Origin of the sequence: Mycobacterium sp. UM_Kg27 (assembly GCF_000972905.1) — a bacterium.
In the GTDB taxonomy this organism is placed as follows: domain Bacteria; phylum Actinomycetota; class Actinomycetes; order Mycobacteriales; family Mycobacteriaceae; genus Mycobacterium.
Window position 1 is genome coordinate 1 of the sequence record NZ_JRMM01000086.1, and the last position, 18,246, is coordinate 18,246.

The following is an 18,246-nucleotide window of genomic DNA, read 5'->3' on the forward strand; positions in this document are numbered from 1 at the left end:
GAAGCGCTTCACTACGATCACAGGCACACCCCACCGAAGGCGGGGTGATTCAAGGAAATCAGTCCCCGGACTTACCGGGACGGCTCAGACAGCCGTTTACCCAGCGTCTTGAGGGCATCGACATCCGCCTTCGACCACACTTGAGCTTCGCCCCAATGCTTGCCCTGGGGGAGGGCGTTTGCCTGCGAACCCAGGCCGCTGCCCAGACCGCCGACCCCGCTCGATATGCCAGAGCCCGCGTCGTGGAGCAGCTGCCGGGGCGACTTGCCGCTGTGCACCTCATCGAGCGCTTGCCGGACACCGGCCGGCGAGACCCCCGCCGACTTCAGCTGATTGGCGAAGCTGCCAAGCACCAATTCCCGAGCCTGGGATTCGCACCTATCAAGCATTCGGGTTGCTTCATCGGGTGTCAGCGGTGGTCGGTCTGGATAGGCCTGACCAGATTCCAGGAAAGCCTGAAGCTGCCGTCTGGCTTGGGCGCGGGTGCGCGCGTCGCCGCCCAGAACTGGATCGGCTGGTAGCGGGCCGATGAACTCCGAATTCCGGAAATCATCGAGACGTTCCTGAGCCAGCCGGCGTGCCGTGGGGTCGGCAGCGGGATCCTCGGCAATCGCCTGATCACGCCGCCGCGCTGCATCGGACGGGTCGGCGTCGACTGGCGCCGGAACATGCGGACGCCCGTTGCCGCCTGCCCCGCCGTCAGCGCCGTCTTCGCCGAAGCTGAAGGCGCGCAGTCCTGCGGTGGCGGTGCTGAGTTGGCGGCCTATCTCCTGCTCGTGATGGACCAGATTGTCGGCCCGAGATCTGATGAATGCCCGATGCCGCTCAGCCGCGAACTCGCGTGCCTCCTGCTCGGCCGCTGAAGTGTAGTAGGGCCAGGTGTCGGTGACGGAGTAGTCGTCGCCGACTCGGTATTCGTCGCGTTCGGCGAGGCCGATGGCTTCGAGTACAGCAGCCTTGTTGCCTTGTTGGGCCTGTGCGGCGCGGGCGGCAATATCGGCGGCGCGGCGCAGCATGTCTGCGGGGCCGTGGACGGTGACCACATCGGCGGCGGTGCGGTGTTGAAAGGCCTCAGCTCCGGCGCCGGTCCAGGGGGTCCCGCCAGGGGTCTTTGAGGCCTCGCGGACCTCGGTGAACGAGGCTTCCCAGGTGTCGGCGAGGGAGGCCCAGGCGGTTGCGTTGATGGTCAGGAAATCCCAATCGGCGTCCTCGATCTCGGTCAACGTCGGATAGGTCATCGCGGGTTACTCGCCCATCCCGGCCGCACCCGCGCCGCCGTCGGTGCCGGAGAGCGGGGCCAAGGGCGGGAGGCCAGCATCACGCTGGGGGACCGCTGCCAGGGCGGCGGCACCCTCGTTGTCCATCGCCACATACTCGTCGGCCGCGGCGGCGAGCTTTGTCGAGTCGGCGGTCATCCGTGTGCGCATCGCGGCAGCCGCTGCGCTGGCGCCGGTGTTGACAGTGTTGGAGGCAGCGCCGCTGGACTGCCACCGAGGCACCGCCGTTGTCGGCAAAGCCGGTGTGACATGACCAGACAGCACTGAACAGCGCTGCGCCAGCGCGCGAAGGCTGACCGGGGAGACCCGCAACACGGGAGTGGTCATGGGCAGAGCGTATAAGTGAACCGCGGTTTGCGAAATTCACCGGGAACCGGAAGCGTCGAACCCGATACAGGCCTGGTAGATGGGTGCCCCCGGCAGGATTCGAACCTGCGGCCTTCTGCTCCGGAGGCAGACGCTCTATCCCCTGAGCTACGGGGGCGCTCGCGTGATGCGGCGCCATGTGGGCTTTGACAGACTAGCGCATCAATGGCCGGACTTAAGAACCGGACGGATTCGGGGCCTGACCACGTCAGACCATAGGATGGGGCCTCGTGACCCCCGCCGATCTGGCCGAATTGCTCAAGAACACCGCCGCAGCGGTGCTGGCCGAGCACGACCTGGACCCCGCCGCGCTGCCCGCGACGGTGACAGTCGAGCGGCCGCGCAACCCCGAACACGGTGATTACGCCACCAACCTGGCGCTGCAGCTGGGCAAGAAGGTGGGTGTCAACCCGCGTGAGCTGGCCGAGTGGCTGGCCGAAGCACTGGCGCAGGCCGACGGGATCGCCGCGGCCGAGATCGCCGGGCCGGGCTTTGTGAACCTGCGCATCGAGGCTTCCGCGCAGGGTGCCGTCGTCGCCAACGTCATCGCCGCCGCAGAGAACTACGGCCACTCCCGCGAGTTCGACGGTCTCAACGTCAACCTGGAGTTCGTCTCGGCCAACCCCACCGGCCCCATCCACATCGGTGGCACCCGCTGGGCCGCGGTCGGCGACGCGCTGGGCCGGCTGCTGAGCACCCAGGGTGCCGCGGTCACCCGCGAGTACTACTTCAACGACCACGGCGCCCAGATCGACCGGTTCGCCAACTCGCTGATCGCCGCCGCCAAGGGCGAGCCGGCACCCGAGGACGGCTACGCCGGCGCCTACATCACCGATATCGCGGCCCAAATCCAGGTCAAGGCCCCCGACGCCCTGACCAGTCCCGATGCCCAGGAGACATTCCGCGAGATCGGCGTCGACCTGATGTTCACCCACATCAAGGCCTCGCTGCACGAGTTCGGCACCGACTTCGACGTCTTCACCCACGAAGACTCGATGCACACCTCCGGCCGCGTCGAGCAGGCCATCGAGCGGCTGCGCGCCAACGACAACATCTACGAAAAAGACGGCGCCACCTGGCTGCGCACCAGCGCCTACGGCGACGACAAGGACCGCGTCGTCATCAAGAGCGACGGCAAGCCCGCCTACATCGCCGGCGACTTGGCCTACTACCTGGACAAGCGCGAGCGTGGCTTCAACCTGTGCATCTACATGCTCGGCGCCGACCACCACGGCTACATCGCCCGGCTCAAGGCCGCCGCCGCCGCATTCGGGGACGACCCGGCCACCGTCGAGGTGCTGATCGGCCAGATGGTCAATCTGGTCCGTGACGGCCAGCCGGTCAAGATGAGCAAGCGTGCCGGCACCGTCATCACCCTCGACGATCTGGTCGAGGCCATCGGCGTGGACGCCGCCCGCTACAGCCTGACCCGTTCCTCGGTGGACACTCCCATCGACATCGACCTGGCGCTGTGGTCCTCGGCGAGCAACGAAAACCCGGTCTACTACGTGCAATACGCGCACGCGCGGCTCTCGGCGCTGGCCCGCAACGCCGCCGAACTGGGCCTGGCACCCGACACCGCCAACCTCGGGCTGCTCAGCCACGACAAGGAAGGCGCGCTGATCCGCAACCTCGGGGAGTTCCCGCGGGTGCTGGAAACCGCTGCCGCACTGCGGGAACCGCACCGGGTCTGCCGCTACCTCGAAGACCTGGCCGGTGATTACCACCGGTTCTACGACAGCTGCCGAGTGCTGCCCCAAGGCGACGAGGATCCGGGTGATCTGCACGCGGCGCGGCTGGCGCTGTGTCAGGCCACTCGCCAGGTGATCGCCAACGGGCTGGGCATCCTCGGCGTGAGCGCACCGGAGCGGATGTGAACGTCCACCCCGCGGGCCCCCGCCACGCCGAAGAGATCCAGCACGACGGTCTGCCACCGCGGCCGCAGACTCCGCAGCAGCTGCTGCAGTTGGCGCCGAACGTCTGGCCGCGCAACACTGTTCGCGGCGAAGACGGCGTCACCCAGATCGCCGGGGTGAAGGTGACCGACCTGGCCGCCGAGTTCGGCACCCCGCTGTTCGTCATCGACGAGGACGACTTCCGGGGCCGTTGCCGCGAGATCGCCGAGGCGTTCGGCGGGGGCGACAACGTGCACTACGCCGCCAAGGCGTTCCTGTGCGGCGAGATCGCGCGCTGGATCGACCAGGAGGGCCTGTGCCTGGATGTCGCCACCGGAGGCGAGCTGGCCGTCGCGTTGCACGCTAACTTCCCCGCGCAGCGAATCACCTTGCACGGCAACAACAAATCCGTCGAAGAACTCGAGACCGCGGTCAACGCCGGAGTCGGCCACATCGTGCTCGACTCACTGATCGAGATCGACCGCCTTGAAGCGGTCGCCAAGGCTGCCGGGACCATCCAGGACGTGCTGGTCCGCGTCACCGTCGGTGTGGAAGCCCACACCCACGAGTTCATCTCGACCGCCCACGAAGACCAGAAGTTCGGCCTGTCGCTGGCCAGCGGTGCGGCGATGGACGCCATCAGAAAGGTGTTCGCCACCGAGCACCTGCGGTTGATCGGCCTGCACAGCCACATCGGCTCGCAGATCTTCGACGTCGCCGGCTTCGAGTTGGCCGCCCACCGGGTCATCGGGCTGCTGCGGGACGTGGTCGCCGAATTCGGTGTCGACAAGACCGCGCAGCTCTCGGTCATCGACCTGGGCGGGGGACTGGGCATCTCGTATCAGCCGCAGGATGACCCGCCGCCGATGGCCGAGCTGGCCGCCAAACTCGCCGCGATCGTGCGCGACGAGTCCGACGCGGTGGGCCTGCCCACCCCGCAGCTGGTCGTCGAACCCGGTCGGGCCATCGCCGGGCCGGGCACCATCACGCTCTATGAGGTCGGCACCGTCAAGGACGTCGCCGTCAGCGCCACCGGACATCGCCGCTACGTCAGCGTCGACGGCGGCATGAGCGACAACATCCGTCCGGCGCTGTATGACGCGCACTACGACGTGCGGCTGGTCTCGCGCGGCCTACCGGGCCTCGGAGAAGCAGGAGCGTTGCCGGAGCTGGGGCGCATCGTCGGCAAGCACTGCGAGAGCGGCGACATCATCGTCCGTGACGCCTGGGTGCCCGAAGGCATGGTTCCCGGCGACCTGATCGCAGTGGCCGCTACCGGCGCCTACTGTTACTCGATGTCGAGCAGGTACAACCTGCTCACCCGCCCGGCGGTGGTGGCGGTACGTGACGGGAAGGCCCGCCTTATGCTGCGCCGGGAGACCGTCGAAGACCTGATCAGCCTGGAGGTGGGGTAAAAAGTGTCCGGTTCACAGGTGTCCGGGGGCCCCGTAGGGGTGGCAGTCCTCGGCTTGGGCAATGTCGGCAGCGAAGTCGTCCGCATTCTTGAGGCCAGCGCTGATGATCTGGCCGCCCGCATCGGCGCACCGCTGGTATTGCGCGGGGTCGGAGTTCGCCGGGTGGCGGCCGACCGCGGCGTGCCCGAGGAGCTGCTCACCGACGACATCGACAGCCTGGTGGCGCGCAGCGACGTCGACATCGTCGTGGAACTGATGGGCCCGGTCGAGCCGGCCCGCAAGGCGATCCTGTCGGCGATCGCGCACGGCAAATCCGTCGTCACGGCCAACAAGGCCCTGCTGTCGCGGTCTACCGGGGAGCTGGCCGAGGCCGCCGAGAACGCGCGCGTGGACCTCTATTTCGAGGCCAGTGTCGCCGGCGCCATCCCGGTGATCCGGCCGCTGACTCAGTCGCTGGCCGGTGACACCGTCTTGCGGGTGGCCGGCATCGTCAACGGCACCACCAACTACATCCTGTCCGAAATGGACTCCACCGGCGCCGACTACAGCTCCGCGCTGGCCGACGCCAGTGCGCTGGGCTACGCCGAGGCCGACCCGACCGCCGACGTGGAGGGCTACGACGCCGCCGCCAAGGCCGCGATCCTGGCATCGATCGCCTTCCACACCCGGGTGACCGCCGACGACGTCTACCGCGAGGGCATCACCAGCATCAGTCCGGCGGACTTCACCACGGCCCGGGCATTGGGCTGCACGATCAAACTGCTGGCGATCTGCGAGCGCATCACCACCGCCGATGGGCAACAGCGGGTTTCGGCCCGGGTCTACCCGGCGCTGGTGCCGTTGACCCATCCGCTGGCCACGGTCAACGGGGCCTTCAACGCGGTGGTGGTCGAAGCCGAGGCGGCCGGCCGGTTGATGTTCTATGGCCAGGGTGCCGGTGGCGCGCCGACCGCATCCGCGGTCACCGGTGATCTGGTGATGGCCGCCCGCAACCGGGTGCAGGGCGGCCGCGGGCCGCGTGAATCCAAGTACGCCCAGCTGGCCATCGCACCGATCGGTGACGTGCAGACCCGCTACTACGTGAGCATGGATGTCGCCGACAAGCCGGGTGTGCTGTCCACGGTGGCAGCCGAGTTCGCCGCCCACGGCGTCAGCATCGCCGAGGTGCGCCAGGAGGGTGTGGCCGACGACGACGGCCAGCTGATCGGCGCTCGGATCGTTGTGGTCACCCACCGAGCTGCCGACGCAGCATTGTCGAAAACCGTTGCGGCGCTGGCTGACCTGGACGCAGTCCAGCGGATCGCCAGCGTGCTACGACTGGAAGGAACAGACCAGTGAGCTCCACCCGGACACCGATCCACCGCCCCTGGCCCGGCCTGATCGGCGCCTACCGCGATCGGCTTCCCATCGGCGACGACTGGACGGCCATCACCCTGCACGAGGGCGGCACCCCGCTGATCCACGCCAAGCGGATCTCCGAGCAGACCGGCTGCACGGTGCACCTGAAGGTGGAGGGGCTCAACCCCACCGGATCGTTCAAGGACCGCGGTATGACGATGGCGGTCACCGATGCGGTCGCGCGCGGCCAAAAGGCGGTGCTGTGCGCTTCGACCGGCAACACCTCGGCATCGGCGGCCGCTTACGCCGCCCGCGCCGGCATCACCTGTGCCGTACTGATCCCGCAGGGCAAGATCGCGATGGGCAAGCTCGCGCAGGCAGTCATGCACGGCGCCAAGATCATTCAGATCGACGGCAACTTCGACGACTGCCTGGAATTGGCCCGCAAGATGGCCACCGACTTCCCGACCATCTCGCTGGTGAACTCGGTGAACCCGGTACGCATCGAAGGCCAGAAGACCGCGGCCTTCGAGATCGTCGACGCACTGGGCACCGCGCCCGACATCCACTCGCTGCCGGTCGGCAACGCCGGCAACATCACCGCGTACTGGAAGGGCTACCGCGAGTACTTCGCCGACGGCCTGACCGAGAAGCTGCCGAAGATGCTGGGCACCCAGGCTGCCGGGGCCGCACCGCTGGTGCTCGGTGAACCGGTCAAGAACCCGGAGACCATCGCCACCGCGATCCGCATCGGCTCGCCGGCCTCCTGGACGCAGGCCGTCGAAGCGCAGGTGGATTCGGGTGGCCGGTTCCTGGCCGCCACCGACGACGAGATCCTGGCCGCCTATCACCTGGTGGCGCAGACCGAGGGCGTGTTCGTCGAACCGGCCTCGGCGGCCAGCATCGCCGGGCTGCTCAAATCGGTGGAGGACGGCTGGGTGCCGCGCGGTTCGACCGTGGTGTGCACGGTGACCGGCAACGGGCTCAAAGACCCCGACACCGCGCTGAAGGACATGCCCGAGGTGACCGCGGTTCCCGTCGACGCGGCCACTGTGGTCGCCGAATTGGGGCTGGCCTAGTGGTTCAGTTGTTGCCGACCGGGTTGGCGGCCAGCGTCGCGGTAGCGGCGTCGAGCGCCAACCTGGGCCCCGGCTTCGACAGCCTGGGCCTGGCGCTGGGCCTCTACGACGAGGTGATCGTCGAGACGGTCGAGTCCGGTCTGGTGGTGCAGGTCGAGGGTGAGGGCGCCGGTCAGGTTCCACTCACCTCGGATCACCTTGTGGTGCAAGGAATCCTGCGCGGCATGCGTGAGGTTGGTGTCGAGGCGCCCGGCATGGTGGTGCGTTGCCGCAATGCGATCCCGCATCAGCGCGGCCTGGGCTCGTCGGCGGCCGCGGTGGTCGGCGGGCTGGCCGTAGTCAATGGCCTTGTCGCGCAAATCGATCGGCCCGGCCTGTCCGAAACACAACTGATCCAGCTGGCCTCGGAGTTCGAAGGCCACCCCGACAACGCTGCAGCAGCCGTACTGGGCGGTGCAGTGGTTTCGTGGACAGCAGAAGCAGCCGACGACCACGTGGACTATGCGGCGGCGCCGCTGCGGCTGCACCCCGACATCCGTCTGTTCCCGGCGATCCCGCAACTGCGCTCGTCGACTGCCGAGACCCGGGCTTTGCTGCCCGAGCAGGTCAGCCACCGCGATGCCCGGTTCAATGTCAGCCGGGCCGCGCTGCTGGTGGTGGCGCTGACCGAGCGGCCCGACCTGCTGCTGACGGCCACCGAGGACGTGTTGCACCAGCCGCAGCGCGGCGCCGCGCAGCCGGAGTCGGCGGCATTCCTGCAGTTGCTGCGTCGGCATGGCATCGCGGCCGTGCTTTCCGGTGCTGGACCTGCGGTGATCGCGCTGACGACAGCGGCCCAGCTGCCCGCTGCGGTGCTCGAGTCGCCGGAGGCGCGTGTGTTCAACGTCACCGAGATGCCGGTCGGTGCCGCGGTGAAGTGGAACTCCGGGGTGGCGGTACCGGGGTGAGGCGCGCAGCAGGTATCTGTTGCGTCAACCACAGAAGCGGGCTATTCTCGGTCCCGTCCCGCATTCGCGGCATCAGCACCTGTTTTCAGAATGTGATGTCAACCGGGATGCCACCAAATTCTTCCCGTAGCTGACGGTTTGTGTTACGACGCCGTCGATACGGGCTACACCGTTACACAGTCGACGGTGACACGCACTCGGCGAGTCCGCTGAATGCAACCAAGCCCCTCGCGTGAGAAAACCGACGAGGGAAGAAAGGAAATCCGTGACCGAAACGGACCTCTTCACGGCTGAAGGCAGCACCGACCAGGATTCGTTGCCGAACGCTCCCAGTACTCCCGAGAACAGCCAGGACGTAGCCGCCGGCGGTAGTGACGCCGCGCCGTCCGCCCCGGAGACTGCCTCGGCGCCGGCCGCCACCGAGTCCGCTCCCGCTTCGGCGCCCGACCGCGGTGCCGCCCCCACCGATGACTCGCTGTCGGCGATGGTGTTGCCCGAGCTGAGGGCGCTGGCCAACCGCGTGGGCGTCAAGGGCTCCTCCGGGATGCGCAAGAGCGAACTGATCGCCGCCATCCGTGAGGTCGGCGGCAACGGCGGCGGGGACGCGGCCAAGTCCCAGCCCGCCACCGAACTGTCGGCCAACGGCGCGGCCAACACTGCACAGACGCCCCCGGCCAACGAAGCGGATGCCCCCGCGGCACCGCCGCGACGCGAGCGCCGTGGCGCCAGCCGTGCGACCGGCTCACCCGCTGCCAATGGCGGCGAGGCCGACAAGCCGGCAGAGCAGGACAAGCCCGCCGAGGCCGAGGCCCAGGGTGAGTCGCGCAAGCAGGGCCGCAACGACGACAAGGCCGAGCAGTCCGGTGGTCGGCGTGAGCGCGAGGGCGCCAAGACCGACGCCAAGGCCGATGAAGGCGCGCAGTCCAAGAACGACGACCACGGCGGCGACCAGTCCAACCGCGGCGGTGGCGACGACGACGAGGGACGCGGTGGCCGGCGCGGCCGGCGCTTCCGGGACCGGCGCCGTCGTGGCGAGCGTGGCGGCGAAGGCGGCGCTGCCGGCGGCGAAGCCGAACTGCGCGAGGACGACGTGGTCCAGCCGGTCGCCGGCATCCTCGACGTGCTCGACAACTACGCGTTCGTGCGCACCTCGGGCTACCTGGCCGGACCCAACGACGTCTACGTCTCGATGAACATGGTCCGCAAGAACGGGCTGCGCCGCGGCGACGCGGTGACCGGTGCCGTGCGGGTGCCCCGCGATGGTGACCAGCCCAACCAGCGGCAGAAGTTCAACCCGCTGGTGCGGCTCGACTCGGTCAACGGCGGGCCTGTCGAGGACGCCCGCAAGCGTCCCGAGTTCTCCAAGCTGACCCCGCTGTACCCCAACCAGCGGTTGCGGCTGGAGACGTCGGGGGAGAAGCTGACCACCCGCGTCATCGACCTGATCATGCCGATCGGCAAGGGGCAGCGCGCCCTGATCGTGTCTCCGCCCAAGGCCGGTAAGACCACGATCATGCAGGACATCGCCAACGCGATCACCCGCAACAACCCCGAGTGCCACCTGATGGTGGTGCTGGTCGACGAGCGTCCCGAAGAAGTCACCGACATGCAGCGCTCGGTCAAGGGTGAGGTGATCGCCTCCACCTTCGACCGGCCGCCGTCAGACCACACCCAGGCCGCCGAGCTGGCTATCGAGCGGGCCAAGCGCCTGGTCGAGCAGGGCAAGGACGTCGTCGTGCTGCTGGACTCGATCACCCGGTTGGGTCGCGCCTACAACAACGCCTCCCCGGCGTCGGGCCGCATCCTGTCCGGTGGTGTGGACTCCACCGCGCTGTACCCGCCCAAGCGGTTCCTGGGCGCGGCCCGCAACATCGAGGACGGTGGCTCGCTGACCATCATCGCCACCGCGATGGTGGAGACCGGCTCCACCGGTGACACGGTGATCTTCGAGGAGTTCAAGGGCACCGGTAACGCCGAGCTCAAGCTGGACCGCAAGATCGCCGAGCGCCGGGTGTTCCCGGCCGTCGACGTCAACCCGTCCGGCACCCGCAAGGACGAGCTGCTGCTCTCGCCGGACGAGTTCGCGATTGTGCACAAGCTGCGTCGACTGTTGTCGGGCCTGGATTCGCATCAGGCCATCGACCTGTTGATGAGTCAGCTGCGCAAGACCAAGAACAACTACGAGTTCCTGGTGCAGGTGTCCAAGACCACCCCGGGAATGGACAACGACTGATCGGGCTGTCCACCTGCTGAAATTGCAGTCAGGGCTGTGATCGCCACCCGATCACAACCCTCGCTGCAGTCTCAGCGGGGTACCGAGACCCCGCTGACCGCAGGAATAGCGGGGAGCCTCCCGGCGTTTTGGGAGCCGACAGCGCAGCTGGCATAATCGAACACCTCAGGTTCCGGTTCACGTCCGCCCCGCAGGGCGGGCGACCCGGCGGCCGACGATCGAAGAGGACATCATGAAAACTGGCATTCACCCCGCCTACGGCGAGACCACCGTGGTCTGCGGTTGTGGCAACACCTTCACGACCCGCAGCACCAAGGAGAGCGGCCACATCGTGGTCGAGGTCTGCTCGCAGTGCCACCCGTTCTACACCGGCAAGCAGAAGATCCTGGACAGCGGCGGCCGGGTCGCGCGCTTCGAGAAGCGCTACGGCAAGCGCAACGCCGGTGCCGCAGCAGCGGCAGCCGACGACAAGTAGCTCCCTCACCGACGCCCGGAACGTGCCAGCACGTCATCCGGGCGTCGGCTTGCGTTCGGGGATGGAGGTGAGATGACCCAGAGCATTCAGGGGATCGACGCCCTGCTGGCCGAGCATGCCGCCCTGGAAACGCAGCTGTCGGATCCCGAACTGCACAACGATCCGGCCGAGGCGCGACGAGCCGGTCGGCGCTTCGCCCAACTGGCGCCCATCATCGTCACCCACCGCAAGCTCGAGTCGGCTCGCGGCGACCTCGAGGCCGCCCGGGAACTGGCCGCCGACGACGCGTCGTTCGCCGCCGAGATACCGGAGCTTGAGGCGCGCGTCGCCGAACTCGACACCGCGCTCACCGACATGCTGGCGCCCCGCGACCCGCACGACGCCGACGACATCGTGCTCGAGGTCAAATCCGGCGAAGGCGGCGAGGAATCGGCGTTGTTCGCCGCCGACCTGGCCCGGATGTACATCCGCTACGCGGAACGCCAGGGCTGGAAGGTGACGGTCCTCGACGAGACCACGTCCGACCTCGGCGGCTACAAGGACGCCACCCTCACCATCGCGAGCAAGGGCGACAGCGCCGACGGCGTGTGGTCGCGGATGAAGTTCGAAGGCGGTGTGCACCGCGTGCAACGGGTGCCGGTGACCGAGTCGCAGGGCCGCGTCCACACCTCGGCGGCCGGCGTACTGGTCTACCCCGAGCCCGAAGAGGTCGGCGAGGTCGCCATCGACGAGTCGGACCTGCGCATCGACGTCTACCGGTCCTCGGGCAAGGGCGGCCAGGGCGTCAACACCACCGACTCCGCGGTGCGTATCACCCACCTGCCGACCGGGATCGTCGTCACCTGCCAGAACGAGCGGTCGCAGCTGCAGAACAAGGCCCGTGCTTTGCAGGTTTTGGCGGCCCGGCTGCAGGCGGTGGCCGAGGAGCAGGCCCAGGCGGATGCCTCGGCCGATCGGGCCAGCCAGATCCGCACCGTGGACCGCAGCGAGCGCATCCGCACCTACAACTTCCCGGAGAACCGGATCACCGACCACCGCATCGGCTACAAGGCGCACAACCTCGACCAGGTCCTCGACGGGGATCTCGATCCGATGTTCGATGCGCTGGCAGCCGCCGATAAGGAAACCCGGTTACAGGGGACGGCGTGAGCCGCATACGGGACGCGATCGACTCCGCTGCAGCGCTTTTCGCTGATGCCGGGATTGACTCCGCCCGCTATGACGCGGAAGAGCTCGCCGCCCATGCGGCCGGCACTGACCGCGGCCGGCTGGTGCTGCTGGATCCACCCGACGACGAGTTCTTCAGCCGGTACCGGGAATTGGTTGCCGCACGCAGTTCTCGGATCCCGCTGCAGCACCTGATCGGCACCGCTGCCTTCGGCTCGGTCCTGTTGCAGGTAGGTCCGGGGGTGTTCATCCCGCGGCCGGAAACCGAAGCCCTGCTCGACTGGGTGCTGAAACGGGCTGCGGCTCAACCGCTCGGTCCGCAGCCGGTGATCGTCGACGCCTGCACCGGTTCCGGTGCGCTGGCGATCGCGTTGTCCCGCAGCTTTCCCGGCGCCCGTGTCGTCGCGGTCGAGGATTCGGAATCGGCGCTGGGCTACGCACAGCGCAACTGCGCCGGAACGTCGGTGGAGCTGATCCACGCCGATGTGACCACGCCGGGATTGCTCTCGGAGCTCGACGGTCAAGTAGACCTGATGGTGAGCAACCCGCCCTACATCCCCGACGGTGCGGCGCTGGATCCCGAAGTGGCCCACCATGATCCGGAGCACGCGCTGTTCGGCGGCCCGGACGGTATGTCGGTGATCACCCCGCTGGCCCACCTCGCAGCGCGACTGCTGCGGCCGGATGGAGTGTTCGCCGTCGAACATGACGACACCACGCCGACGGCCACCGTCCACACTGTGTTCGGCACCGGCTTTTTTGACGAGGTAGTTTCCCGGCCCGACCTGACTGGGCGGCTCCGGTTCGTGACGGCGATCAGGAACGATCAACCATGACAGAGGTTTTCGACTGCTCCGATGCCGACCAGCGTGTGGCCGGAATCGCGGCGGCGATCGACGCGGTGCGCGGTGGTCGCCTGGTGGTGCTGCCGACCGACACGGTCTATGGCATCGGTGCCGACGCCTTCAACGCCGCCGGGGTCACCGCGCTGCTGGCGGCCAAACGGCGCGGCCGCGACATGCCGGTGGGCGTGCTGGTGGGATCGTGGAACTCCATCGACGGGTTGGCCCTGATCGTGCCGCAGACCGCCCGTGAACTGATCCGCGCCTTCTGGCCCGGTGCGCTCAGCCTGATCGTCACCCAGGCCCCGTCGCTGCAGTGGGACCTCGGCGAAGCCCGCGGCACGGTCATGGTGCGCATGCCGCTGCATCCGGTGGCACTGGAGGTCCTCAAGGCGGTGGGCCCGATGGCGGTGTCCAGCGCCAACGTCTCCGGTGGATCGCCCGCCGTCGAGGCCGGCGAAGCGCAAAGTCAGCTGGGAGAGTCCGTCGACGTCTACCTCGACGCCGGGCCGGCCGAACAGGGTGCGGCCTCGACGATCGTGGATCTCACCGGCCCCGCACCGCGGATCGTGCGGACCGGCCCGGTCTCCGCCGAACAGATCGGTGCCGTGCTGGGGCTGGATCCGGACTCGCTGACGGGGACACCGTGACCAGCCTGCTGGCTTTGGCCGACCGCGGCGCCGGCGTGCCGCTGCGAGAACTCGCTCTGGTGGGCCTGACCGCGGCCATCATCACCTACTTCACCACCGGGCCCGTCCGCTGGATGGCCACCCGGATCGGGGCGGTCGCCTACCCGCGCGAACGCGACGTCCACGTGCAGCCCACACCGCGAATGGGCGGACTGGCGATGTACGTCGGCGTCGTGGCGGGCATCTTCCTGGCCTCGCAGCTGCCGGCCCTGACCCGCGGCTTCGTCTACTCCACCGGCATGCCGGCGGTGGTGCTGGCCGGCGGCGTCATCATGGGAATCGGTCTGCTCGACGACAAGTGGGGCCTGGACGCCCTGACCAAGTTCGCCGGCCAGATCACCGCGGCCAGCGTGCTCGTCACCATGGGTGTGGCCTGGAGCGTGCTCTACATCCCGATCGGCGGCGTCGGCACCGTGGTGCTCGACCAGGTGTCGTCGATCCTGCTGACGCTGGCGTTGACGGTCTCGATCGTCAACGCGATGAACTTCGTCGACGGCCTCGACGGGCTGGCTGCCGGCCTGGGGCTGATCACCGCCCTGGCGATCTGCATGTTCTCGGTCGGCGTGCTGCAGGACCACGGTGGTGACGTGCTGTTCTACCCGCCCGCGTTGATCTCGGTGGTCTTGGCCGGGGCTTGTTTGGGTTTCCTGCCACACAATTTCAGCCCCGCGAAGATCTTCATGGGCGACTCCGGCTCGATGCTGATCGGGCTGATGCTGGCCGCGGCGTCCACCACCGCAGCCGGGCCGATCTCGCAGACCGCCTACGGCGCGCGGGACGTCTTCGCGCTGCTGTCGCCGTTCCTGTTGGTGGCGGCCGTGATGTGCGTCCCGGCGCTGGACGTGCTGCTGGCGATCATCCGTCGTACTCGCGCCGGGCTCAGCCCGTTCAGCCCGGACAAGATGCACCTGCACCACCGGCTGCTGCAGATCGGTCACTCCGATCGCCGGGTGGTGCTGCTGATCTACTTGTGGACGGCGATCGTCGCATTCGGGGCCGCCAGCACCATCTTCTTCGACCCGCGCTACACCGGGGCGGTGATGTTGGCTGCCATGCTCATCGCGATTGTCGTTACGCTCATCCCGTTACTACGCCGGGGAGGCGCCTCGGAAGACGACCCCTACGACACGCGGTAGTAGCACCGTCTAAGATGGTGTTGTAGGTGGTTCCACAGTGCGTTCGGGCATCCGATACGCTCGGCGGGCGACTGCACGATCGCGACGCAGGGCAGATTCAGATTGGGGTGAGGCGGTGACGACACCAGCGCAGGATGCGCCGTTGGTGTTGCCGTCGGTGGTGTTCCAGCCGATCCGGCTGTCACTGATCTGTGTCGCTCTGACCGCTGCCGCTGTCGCTGCGGCTGCCCAATTCGGCCGACCGCTCTTCGGAGTGTTCTTCGGGCTGGGTCTGGCGCTCGGCCTGGGCAACGCACTGCTGATTCGCCGGTCGGCGCTGAAGATCACCGCCTCCGACCATCCGCTGAAGAAGAAGATGGCGCTGAATTCGGCGACTCGTTTGCTGGTCATCAGCGTGATCGGCTTGGCTATCGCCTACCAGTTCCGTCCAGAGGGCCTCGGCGCACTGTTCGGATTGGCCCTGTTCGAGGTAGTGCTGGTGCTGACCACCATGCTGCCAGTGGTAAAAAAGCTCCGCGCGCAAGCGGCAGAGTCCGGCGCTGAAGGGACGAAAAATGACTGAGTCGATCCTGGCTGAGGGGGCCATCGAGGTCGGCCACCACGAGACCGCGGTATGGCCGCTGGTCGGCGAGGTCAACATCGACACCATCACCTCCACCGCGATCGCAGCGGTGATCGTGATCGCCTTGGCGCTCTTCCTGCGCGCCAAGGTCACCTCGACCGGGGTTCCCAGCGGCGTGCAGCTGTTCTTCGAGGCGATCACCATCCAGATGCGCAACCAGATCGAGGGTGCCATCGGGATGAAGATCGCCCCGTTCGTTCTGCCGCTGGCGGTGACGATCTTCGTCTTCATCCTGGTCTGTAACTGGCTGTCGGTGCTGCCGGTGCAGTACGCCGACGAGCACGGCATCCATGAGCTGATTACCTCTGCCGCCGGCGACATCAACTTCGTGCTGGCGCTGGCGCTCTTCGTGTTCTGCGGCTACCACCTGGCCGGATTCTGGCGCCGGGGCTTCCTCGGCCACCCGCTGCGGCTGCTCAAGGGCCACGTTGCCGTCCTGGCGCCGATCAACCTGGTCGAAGAGGTCGCCAAGCCGGTCTCGCTGTCGCTGCGTCTGTTCGGCAACATCTTCGCCGGCGGCATCCTGGTCAGCCTGATCGCGTTGCTCGGGCCCTACTTCATGGTCGCGCCGAACGCGATCTGGAAGACCTTCGACCTGTTCGTCGGCCTGATCCAGGCGTTCATCTTCGCGCTGCTGACCATCCTGTACTTCAGTCAGGCCATGGAGCTCGAAGAAGACCACCACTAGTACCACCTGCACGACCACATCAGACCTGGTAGAGCACTACCAGCTAGCAAGGAGGAATGAAATGGCAGATCCCAATCTGATCGGACTTGGTGCCCTCATCGGCGGCGGTCTCATCATGGGCGGCGGTGCCATCGGCGCCGGTATCGGTGACGGTATCGCCGGTAACGCGCTGATCGCCGGTATCGCCCGTCAGCCCGAAGCTCAGGGTCGCCTGTTCACCCCGTTCTTCATCACGGTTGGTCTGGTCGAAGCGGCCTACTTCATCAACCTGGCCTTCATGGCGTTGTTCGTCTTCGCCACCCCGATCGCCGCACAGCAGTAACGCACAAGATGGGTGACATGAGCGTTGCTGTCCTCGCCTTGAGCGAGGCGGCTGAGGAAGGCCCGAAGAAGAGCTTCCTCATTCCCGACGGCACCTTCTTCGTCGTGCTCGCGATCTTCCTGATCGTGCTCGCCGTGATCAGTACCTTCGTGGTGCCGCCGATCATGAAGGTGCTGCGGGAGCGCGAGAACATGGTCACCAAGACTCTCGCCGACAATCGGGAGTCCGCCGAGCAGTTCGCGGCCGCCGATGCCGACTATGAGAAGCAGATGGCGGCGGCGCGCCTTGAGGCAAGCACGGCACGGGACGAAGCTCGCGCCGAGGGCCGCAAGGTGATCGACGAGCAGCGGTCGGCGGCCGAGGCGGAGGTGGCCTCGACATTGCAGGCCGCCACCGACAAGCTCAAGCAAGAAGGCGATGCGGTGAGTGAGCAGCTGCAGGCCCGGGTGGAGACACTGTCTGCCACCTTGGCCAGCCGGATCCTCGGCGTTGACGTCGAGGCACTTTCCGCGGCGAGTACGGGGCGGTAGCAACAGAGATGTCGATTTTCATCGGGCAGCTGGTCGGCTTTGCCATCATCGTGTGGCTGCTGGTCAAGTTCGTCGTGCCACCGGTGCGCAAGTTGATGGCCGACCAGCAGGAGTCGGTGCGCAAGCAGCTGGAGGAGGCGGCAGCAGCCGCCGCTCGTCTGACCGAAGCCGGTCAGGCGCACTCCACGGCACTGGCCAACGCCGCGACCGAAGCGCAGCAGGTCACCGCGGAGGCCCGCTCGGACGCCGAGCGGATCGCCGAGCAACTGCGCAGCCAGGCCAGTGCCGAAGCCGAGCGCGTAAAGACCACCGGCGGACAGCAGGTCGGTCTCCTGCGGGCGCAACTCATCCGTGAGCTGCGGTCAGGCTTAGGCGCCGAAGCTGTGCAGCGGGCGGGCGACCTGGTTCGCGCGCACGTCGCCGACCCGCAGCGGCAGTCCGCGACGGTGGACCGGTTCCTCGACGAACTCGACGCCATGGCGCCGAAGTCCGTCGAGGTCGAATCGCCGATCTTGGCCCGGATGCGTTCGGCCAGCCGTCAGGCGCTGGCCGGTTTGCTGGACAAGTTCGGCGAGGTGGCCGGTGGCCTGGACCAGCAGGGCTTGGCCGCGCTGGCAGATGACCTGACCGCCGTCGCCGAACTGCTCGAACGCGAGAGCGTGGTCACGCGGCACCTGACCGTGCCCACCGACGACGCGGCACCGAAGGTGCGTCTGGTTCAGCGCCTGTTCGCCGACAAGGTCGGTGCCGCCGCCCTGACGCTGGTGACCGACGCGGCGTCGGCCCGCTGGTCCAACGGCGCGGACCTGGTCACCGCCGTCGAGCACGTCGCCCGGCAGGCACTGCTGCTGTCGGCGGAGAGTGCCGGCACCGTCGACGAGGTGGAGGACCAGCTGTTCCGGTTCTCCCGCGTGCTGGACGCCCAGCCCCGGCTGGACATCCTGCTCGGCGACACCGCGACTCCGGCCGCTGGCCGGGTCGGGTTGTTGCGCAACGTCATCGGTAGTGGCAGCGGTGCCAACCCGATCGCGGTGGCGCTGCTCGAGCAGACCGTACGGCTGCTGCGTGGCCAGTCCGCACATCAGGCGATCACCGAGCTTGCTCAGATCGCAGTGGCACGTCGTGGCGAGCTGGTGGCACACGTCGGAGCGGCCGCGGAGCTCAGCGACACCCAGCGCACCCGGCTGAATACGGTGCTGAGCCGGATCCTGTCTCTTATACACAT

Annotated in this window: 18 protein-coding genes and 1 tRNA gene; 16 read left to right on the forward strand and 3 right to left on the reverse strand. The window is 67.7% G+C overall.

Going from position 1 to position 18,246, the window contains the following annotated elements; translation table 11 throughout:
- Positions 1 to 71: 71 nt before the first annotated feature.
- The 3 genes from LI94_RS21910 to LI94_RS13975 all read right to left on the reverse strand — a co-directional run bounded on the left by LI94_RS21910 (position 72) and on the right by LI94_RS13975 (position 1,761).
- Complete coding sequence (locus LI94_RS21910; protein ID WP_052739944.1) at positions 72 to 1,238, reverse strand: hypothetical protein; 1,167 nt, start codon at positions 1,236 to 1,238, stop codon at positions 72 to 74.
- 6 nt (positions 1,239 to 1,244) lie between these two features.
- Positions 1,245 to 1,604, reverse strand: coding sequence for a hypothetical protein (locus LI94_RS21915; protein WP_125079473.1), 360 nt, complete (start codon positions 1,602 to 1,604; stop codon positions 1,245 to 1,247).
- Positions 1,605 to 1,688: 84 nt separating this feature from the next.
- A tRNA-Arg gene (locus LI94_RS13975) sits at positions 1,689 to 1,761 on the reverse strand.
- A 112-nt stretch (positions 1,762 to 1,873) separates the two neighbouring features.
- On the opposite strand from LI94_RS13975, the gene argS reads away from it, so the two are divergent.
- From argS to LI94_RS14055, 16 genes are all read left to right on the forward strand, one after another.
- Positions 1,874 to 3,520, forward strand: coding sequence for an arginine--tRNA ligase (gene argS, locus LI94_RS13980; RefSeq protein WP_046301558.1), 1,647 nt, complete (start codon positions 1,874 to 1,876; stop codon positions 3,518 to 3,520).
- A 50-nt stretch (positions 3,521 to 3,570) separates the two neighbouring features.
- Entirely contained in the window at positions 3,571 to 4,953 is a 1,383-nt protein-coding gene (gene lysA, locus LI94_RS13985) for a diaminopimelate decarboxylase (protein ID WP_239651229.1), read from the forward strand.
- A gap of 18 nt (positions 4,954 to 4,971) precedes the next feature.
- On the forward strand, positions 4,972 to 6,291 hold the full coding sequence (locus LI94_RS13990) for a homoserine dehydrogenase (RefSeq protein ID WP_024442329.1): 1,320 nt from the start codon (positions 4,972 to 4,974) through the stop codon (positions 6,289 to 6,291).
- Positions 6,288 to 7,370, forward strand: a complete 1,083-nt coding sequence (gene thrC / locus LI94_RS13995; protein WP_024442330.1) for a threonine synthase — start codon at positions 6,288 to 6,290, stop codon at positions 7,368 to 7,370. The genes LI94_RS13990 and thrC overlap by 4 nt, the downstream gene beginning before the upstream one ends.
- Complete coding sequence (thrB, locus tag LI94_RS14000) at positions 7,370 to 8,317, forward strand: homoserine kinase (protein ID WP_046301560.1); 948 nt, start codon at positions 7,370 to 7,372, stop codon at positions 8,315 to 8,317. Before thrC ends, thrB begins: the two co-directional genes overlap by 1 nt.
- 265 nt (positions 8,318 to 8,582) lie before the next feature.
- Positions 8,583 to 10,550, forward strand: a complete 1,968-nt coding sequence (gene rho / locus LI94_RS14005) for a transcription termination factor Rho (RefSeq protein ID WP_046301561.1) — start codon at positions 8,583 to 8,585, stop codon at positions 10,548 to 10,550.
- A gap of 232 nt (positions 10,551 to 10,782) precedes the next feature.
- Entirely contained in the window at positions 10,783 to 11,025 is a 243-nt protein-coding gene (gene rpmE, locus LI94_RS14010; RefSeq protein ID WP_024442333.1) for a 50S ribosomal protein L31, read from the forward strand.
- Between the two features lie 72 nt (positions 11,026 to 11,097).
- Positions 11,098 to 12,174, forward strand: coding sequence for a peptide chain release factor 1 (gene prfA, locus LI94_RS14015; RefSeq protein ID WP_024442334.1), 1,077 nt, complete (start codon positions 11,098 to 11,100; stop codon positions 12,172 to 12,174).
- Positions 12,171 to 13,028, forward strand: coding sequence for a peptide chain release factor N(5)-glutamine methyltransferase (prmC, locus tag LI94_RS14020; RefSeq protein WP_046301562.1), 858 nt, complete (start codon positions 12,171 to 12,173; stop codon positions 13,026 to 13,028). Before prfA ends, prmC begins: the two co-directional genes overlap by 4 nt.
- Positions 13,025 to 13,684, forward strand: a complete 660-nt coding sequence (locus LI94_RS14025) for an L-threonylcarbamoyladenylate synthase (protein ID WP_046301563.1) — start codon at positions 13,025 to 13,027, stop codon at positions 13,682 to 13,684. The genes prmC and LI94_RS14025 overlap by 4 nt, the downstream gene beginning before the upstream one ends.
- Positions 13,681 to 14,859 (forward strand): MraY family glycosyltransferase, encoded by a 1,179-nt coding sequence (locus LI94_RS14030; RefSeq protein WP_046301564.1) that lies wholly within the window; start codon positions 13,681 to 13,683, stop codon positions 14,857 to 14,859. The genes LI94_RS14025 and LI94_RS14030 overlap by 4 nt, the downstream gene beginning before the upstream one ends.
- A gap of 115 nt (positions 14,860 to 14,974) precedes the next feature.
- Positions 14,975 to 15,421 (forward strand): hypothetical protein, encoded by a 447-nt coding sequence (locus tag LI94_RS14035; protein WP_024442338.1) that lies wholly within the window; start codon positions 14,975 to 14,977, stop codon positions 15,419 to 15,421.
- The gene (atpB, locus tag LI94_RS14040; RefSeq protein ID WP_024442339.1) at positions 15,414 to 16,169 is read left to right on the forward strand and encodes a F0F1 ATP synthase subunit A; all 756 of its coding nucleotides are present in this window, start codon (positions 15,414 to 15,416) and stop codon (positions 16,167 to 16,169) included. Before LI94_RS14035 ends, atpB begins: the two co-directional genes overlap by 8 nt.
- Positions 16,170 to 16,230: 61 nt before the next feature.
- Entirely contained in the window at positions 16,231 to 16,491 is a 261-nt protein-coding gene (locus LI94_RS14045; RefSeq protein WP_019735417.1) for a F0F1 ATP synthase subunit C, read from the forward strand.
- 8 nt (positions 16,492 to 16,499) lie between these two features.
- Positions 16,500 to 17,021 carry a F0F1 ATP synthase subunit B gene (locus LI94_RS14050; protein WP_024442340.1) on the forward strand — a complete coding sequence of 174 codons (522 nt, stop codon included), beginning with the start codon at positions 16,500 to 16,502 and terminating at the stop codon, positions 17,019 to 17,021.
- Positions 17,022 to 17,029: 8 nt separating this feature from the next.
- Positions 17,030 to 18,246, forward strand: a 1,217-nt coding sequence (locus tag LI94_RS14055) for a F0F1 ATP synthase subunit B/delta (protein WP_046301565.1), incomplete at its 3' end; no start/stop codon positions are given.

Coding starts and splice junctions, on each gene's coding strand:
- LI94_RS21915 (WP_125079473.1), bottom strand. CDS start 1,604: ATGACCACTCCCGTGTTGCGGGTCTCCCCGGTCAGCCTTCGCGCGCTG.
- prfA (WP_024442334.1), top strand. CDS start 11,098: ATGACCCAGAGCATTCAGGGGATCGACGCCCTGCTGGCCGAGCATGCC.
- LI94_RS14045 (WP_019735417.1), top strand. CDS start 16,231: ATGGCAGATCCCAATCTGATCGGACTTGGTGCCCTCATCGGCGGCGGT.
- rpmE (WP_024442333.1), top strand. CDS start 10,783: ATGAAAACTGGCATTCACCCCGCCTACGGCGAGACCACCGTGGTCTGC.
- LI94_RS21910 (WP_052739944.1), bottom strand. CDS start 1,238: ATGACCTATCCGACGTTGACCGAGATCGAGGACGCCGATTGGGATTTC.
- LI94_RS14025 (WP_046301563.1), top strand. CDS start 13,025: ATGACAGAGGTTTTCGACTGCTCCGATGCCGACCAGCGTGTGGCCGGA.
- LI94_RS14050 (WP_024442340.1), top strand. CDS start 16,500: ATGGGTGACATGAGCGTTGCTGTCCTCGCCTTGAGCGAGGCGGCTGAG.
- atpB (WP_024442339.1), top strand. CDS start 15,414: ATGACTGAGTCGATCCTGGCTGAGGGGGCCATCGAGGTCGGCCACCAC.